General features: G+C 72.4%; 4 protein-coding genes. All 4 read left to right on the top strand.

All coding sequences use genetic code 11. The features are described 5' to 3' along the window. The first annotated feature begins 194 nt into the window (after positions 1–194). Genes LJ221_RS01550 through LJ221_RS01535 form a run of 4 tightly spaced genes read left to right on the top strand, consistent with a single transcriptional unit; the run spans position 195 to position 4,101 of the window. Positions 195–815, top strand: a complete 621-nt coding sequence (locus LJ221_RS01550; RefSeq protein ID WP_241713016.1) for a helix-turn-helix transcriptional regulator — start codon at positions 195–197, stop codon at positions 813–815. Positions 816–865: 50 nt separating this feature from the next. Further along, positions 866–1,417, top strand: a complete 552-nt coding sequence (locus tag LJ221_RS01545; RefSeq protein WP_241713014.1) for a toxin-antitoxin system, toxin component — start codon at positions 866–868, stop codon at positions 1,415–1,417. Between the two features lie 15 nt (positions 1,418–1,432). After that, on the top strand, positions 1,433–2,680 hold the full coding sequence (locus tag LJ221_RS01540) for a hypothetical protein (protein WP_241713012.1): 1,248 nt from the start codon (positions 1,433–1,435) through the stop codon (positions 2,678–2,680). Further along, positions 2,677–4,101 (top strand): NAD(P)/FAD-dependent oxidoreductase, encoded by a 1,425-nt coding sequence (locus LJ221_RS01535; RefSeq protein WP_241713010.1) that lies wholly within the window; start codon positions 2,677–2,679, stop codon positions 4,099–4,101. Before LJ221_RS01540 ends, LJ221_RS01535 begins: the two co-directional genes overlap by 4 nt. Positions 4,102–4,237: the final 136 nt, after the last annotated feature.

Here is a 4,237-nt window from a genome sequence, read left to right as displayed (position 1 = left end):
CCACCCGGCCGCACGGCACCTGGCCCGGCTGCTCGGCCTCACCCTCTTCCGCGAACTGCGGCAGATGGGGCGCCCGGGACCGGACGGCAACGGAAGTTCCCCTTTCGGCAACGATCGTTCCGGGTGGTGACCCCGGCCGCGACACGGGCCGTAGCCTCGGCGTACCATCGGGTCACGACCGTTCGGAGGACATGGTGACCGAGGCATCTCACAACGCCTTGAACGAGGTCCTGGAGCGTCTGGACGCTCTGTCGGAGAGCAGAGGGTCCACCCGCGACGACGTTCTGGACCCCGGTGAGCTGTCGGCAGCCACCGGCCTCGGCACGAGGGAGATCCGCACCCTGCTGAGGGGCGGGAGGGTCCGGGAGCGCGAGGTGGGGGAGACCGCCCCCCGACGGGTGAACTTCCTGTACGAGCGATGTCTGAGGGAGAGCGGCAGGAGGTCGGCCGACATCGTCGGCGAGGTGGCGGCCCGCCTGGGGGTGACCGGCGCCTGGGCCCGCAGCCTCCTCCAGGGCGGAAAGTGCCCCAATGTGCCGCACCTCGCCGCGCTGGCCGACTACTTCGGGGTCCCGCTGACATTCTTCACCGACTCCCCCTGTGACGCGCTGGTCCGTGAACTCCGGCCGGTCGTGGGCCGGCTGGAGTCCGAGCCGGCCGGAGGGGTGCTCGATCCCCTGGCCGCACTCGTCGGGGAGCACGGCACCAGGGCGATCGCCGCCCGCGACGGCGGGCGTACTCTCACCCGTACCCAGCGGGAGGCCATCGCCAGGTTCGTCGTCGACTTCGTCACGGACTCGGAGACCGGGCGATGACAAGGGAGTGCAGGGGACGCAGGGCCATCGGCAGGAGCACCCGGAAGGCCATGGACGAACTCGCCCGCCGGCTCATGGACGGTCTCAGCCGTGACCCCGCTCTTGTGGTGCCGACGGACGCCGAGTCGCTGTGCCGGGCACTGTGCCGGGAGATGAGCGCGTTGCGGGGCCGCCCCCTCGAGCTGAGGGTCGAGGAACTGCCGTGTGAGGCGGGCGGTATCACCGGCCTGATGCTGTCCCTGGAGGAGCGGGACGTGATTCTCCTCGAACGCCGGGTGGACGCCCCCCAGAAACCGATCATCGTGGGCCACGAGCTGTGGCACCTGCACCAGGGTCACAGCAGCTATCCGAGCCGGGTGGAAGGCGGCACCGCCGCCGCCCGCCTGCTGTCCCCCGCGGACCTCCCCGGTGACGGCGCGGTGCTGTGCGCCGCGGCACGCAGTCACTGCGACGCGCAGGAGGAAGGGGAGGCCGAGGCGTTCGGTGTGCGCCTGTACAGGGATTTCCGCAGGTGGCTCGTGGACGATCCACTGGCCGTCCCCCGCCCCGCGCGTACCGACGCGGTCGTGACCCGGCTGCGGACCACGCTCAGTCCCCGGTGAGGCGGCCGGCCAGTCATGGACGCTTCCGAAGACGTCATCCCCCACATCTACTACCTCGCGGCGGTCGTGGCGCTGCTGCCGCTGTTCCTGAAGATGCGCTCCACCATCCGTGCCCGGCACGAGTCACTACTCCACGTGGCGAGCCTCCTGCTGGTCATGGCCTTTCTCGTCCTGGCCTCCGCGGCTCCCCAGAGCATCGCCCTGATCAACCGGACCACGGGCGTGACCAACATCGCGGCGCCCTGGGTCTACAGCCTGCTCACCGCGTTCAGCGCCTGCTGCCTGCTGATGCTCACCGCGTGGCGGGACGGGATCACACCGGCGGCCAGCCGTGTGATGCGGTGGGTCATCATCGTGTACTCGCTGGTCATCGTCGCGCTGTGGGTGCTCTTCGCCCTCGGTGATCCCGCCGTCGAGCGCTTGCGCGACTTCGACACGTACTACGCCGACGAGCCGTACCTGCGGGAGATGATCACGCTCTACATCGTGGCCCACACCGTCGCCAACACCGTGAACTTCGTGCTGCTGTGGTCGTGGGAGCGCCGGGTGCGCCGCGTCGACGCCTGGCTCCGTACCGGAGTGCTGCTCATGGGCACCGGTTACATCGCCACCCTCGCCTTCAACGGCTTCAAGCTCACCGCGGTCGTCGGCCGGTGGAGCGGCCACGATCTGGACTGGTTCAGCACCCGGGCCGCCCCGCTGGCCGGTGCCATCGGCTCCATCCTGGTCGGCGCGGGCTTCCTTGTCCCCCACGCGGGCCAGGCGACCTGCGAGTTCTGGCGTGCCGTACTCCGCCACCGCAGACTCCTGCCTCTGTGCCGGCTGCTGAAGGAACACGTCCCGGCCGGGCCGTCCACACTCGTCGGCAAGCCGGACATCCACACGTCCCTGACGATCCGGGAAAAGGAGATACGGGACAGTCTCTACATCCTGGCCCCGTATCTGGACCACGGGCTGCACCACCGGGCCCGCCGCGCGGTCCTCGCCCCGGACCCCGTGCTCGGGGAGGCACTCGGCCGACGGTTCACGCCCCGGGAGGCCGAGGGCGTCGCCGGTGCCGTGGCTGTCACCGCCGCCATCACCGCCCGCGCGGAGGATCCGGGCGGGGGCGCCGGGTGGAGGAGTCCCGACAGTCTGCTCCGCGACGTCGAAGCCGTCTCCAGGGCGCTGCGCCGCCCCAGCATCGTCGAGACGGTCCACCGCAGTACGGCCGTCAGGTCGGAGAACACACCCGCCGCATGGAACGACACCCCCACCCCATGAGATCCACCCGGCCCGCGAGGTCCGCGATAGTCCTCGGCGGCAGCCTGGCCGGCATGCTCGCGGCCCGTGCCCTGGCCGACTTCGCGGCCGTCACCGTCGTGGAGCGCGACACCCTTCCCGAGGGGCCCAGCCCCCGCAGGGGGCTGCCCCAGGCGCAGCACACCCATGTGCTGTGGTCCGGCGGTGCCAGGGCGGTCGAGGAACTGCTGCCCGGCACCTCCGGTCTGCTCAGGGGATGCGGGGCGCACTACGTGCCGGTGCCCACCGACATGGTCGTCCTCAGCCCGCGGGGGTGGTTCCGCCGCTGGGAGGAGTCCCACCACACGCTTCTGTGCAGCCGTGACCTGCTCGACTGGACCGTCCGCCGGCAGGTCCTCGGCCATGATCGTGTCGCCCTCCTGGACAGGACCACGGCCGACGGCCTCCTCGGCGACGCGGACGCGGTCACCGGCGTCCGCGTCCGCCGGGCGGACGGCAGCGAGGACAGGCTCGCCGCGGACCTGGTCGTCGACGCCACAGGCCGTGCCTCGCGCGCGTCCTCCTGGCTGCGGGACCTGGGGCTGCCCGCTCCGGCCGAACGGAGGATCGACCCCGGCCTGGTCTACGCCAGCCGCGTCTTCCGGGCCCCCGCCGCCGTGCGCGCCCGGGGATGTTTCCCCACCGTCATCGTCCAGGCCGATCCCCGGCGGGCTCCCGGCCAGGGCGCCTTGCTCATCATGGTCGAGGACGGGCGCTGGCTGGCGACCCTCTCCGGGACCCGCGGAGGCGAACCGGCCGGGGACGGCGGTGCTTTCATGGACTTCGCCCTGGAGGCGCCCCGGCACCCGATCGTCGGCCGGCTCATCGCGGACGCCGAGCCCCTGACCGGGGTCACGCGCACCCGCAGTACCGCCAACTACCGCCGCTACTACGAGCGGATGCGCCGCTGGCCCGAGGGGTTCGCCGTCCTCGGGGACGCCCTGGCGGCCTACAACCCCAGCTACGGGCACGGAATGTCCACTGCGGCCCAGAGCGCCGTCGCCCTGCGGAACGCGGTCGGGCGCCGCGGATGGGGGACCCCGGATCTGGCACGGCACGTCCAGCGGGCCGTGGCCGGACCGGTGGATGCCGCGTGGATCCTTGCCGTCGGTCAGGACGTGCTCTATCCGGGTGCGACCGAGCACGGCCCCGCCCTCCGGGACAAGGTCTCGGCCGCCTATGTCAACCGGCTGCTCCACACCGCGACCGGCAACGGCTGGGCAGCCCGCCGTGTCACCGACGTCACCTCCCTCGAACACCCGGTCTCCGTCCTGGGCGACCCCCGCCTGGCCCTGGCCGCGCTCCGCGGGCCCCGCCGCCCGAAACTCGACGGGCCTCCCCTCACCGAGGAGGAGATGGCCGCCGCCGGCCTGTCCGCCCCGTCCGTCACCGTTCCGGAGTGACGGGGCCGTGAAGGGGGCCCGCCCCATCTGTGGCCAGCGGCCGCCTCGGATGGCCGAGGACCTGAGGTCCGGCGGCGGGCGGCGTCCGCAGCGGAGGGGCAGGCCCGGCGGCCGTGCACACACGGCCGCCGGGCTC

Origin of the sequence: Streptomyces sp. CNQ085 (assembly GCF_022614595.1) — a bacterium.
Classification (GTDB): Bacteria; Actinomycetota; Actinomycetes; order Streptomycetales; family Streptomycetaceae; genus Streptomyces.
The sequence above is the reverse complement of the archived record's forward strand: the minus strand, read 5'-3'. Positions and strand labels throughout refer to the sequence as shown.

Coding starts and splice junctions, on each gene's coding strand:
- LJ221_RS01540 (WP_241713012.1), top strand. CDS start 1,433: ATGGACGCTTCCGAAGACGTCATCCCCCACATCTACTACCTCGCGGCG.
- LJ221_RS01535 (WP_241713010.1), top strand. CDS start 2,677: ATGAGATCCACCCGGCCCGCGAGGTCCGCGATAGTCCTCGGCGGCAGC.
- LJ221_RS01545 (WP_241713014.1), top strand. CDS start 866: ATGGACGAACTCGCCCGCCGGCTCATGGACGGTCTCAGCCGTGACCCC.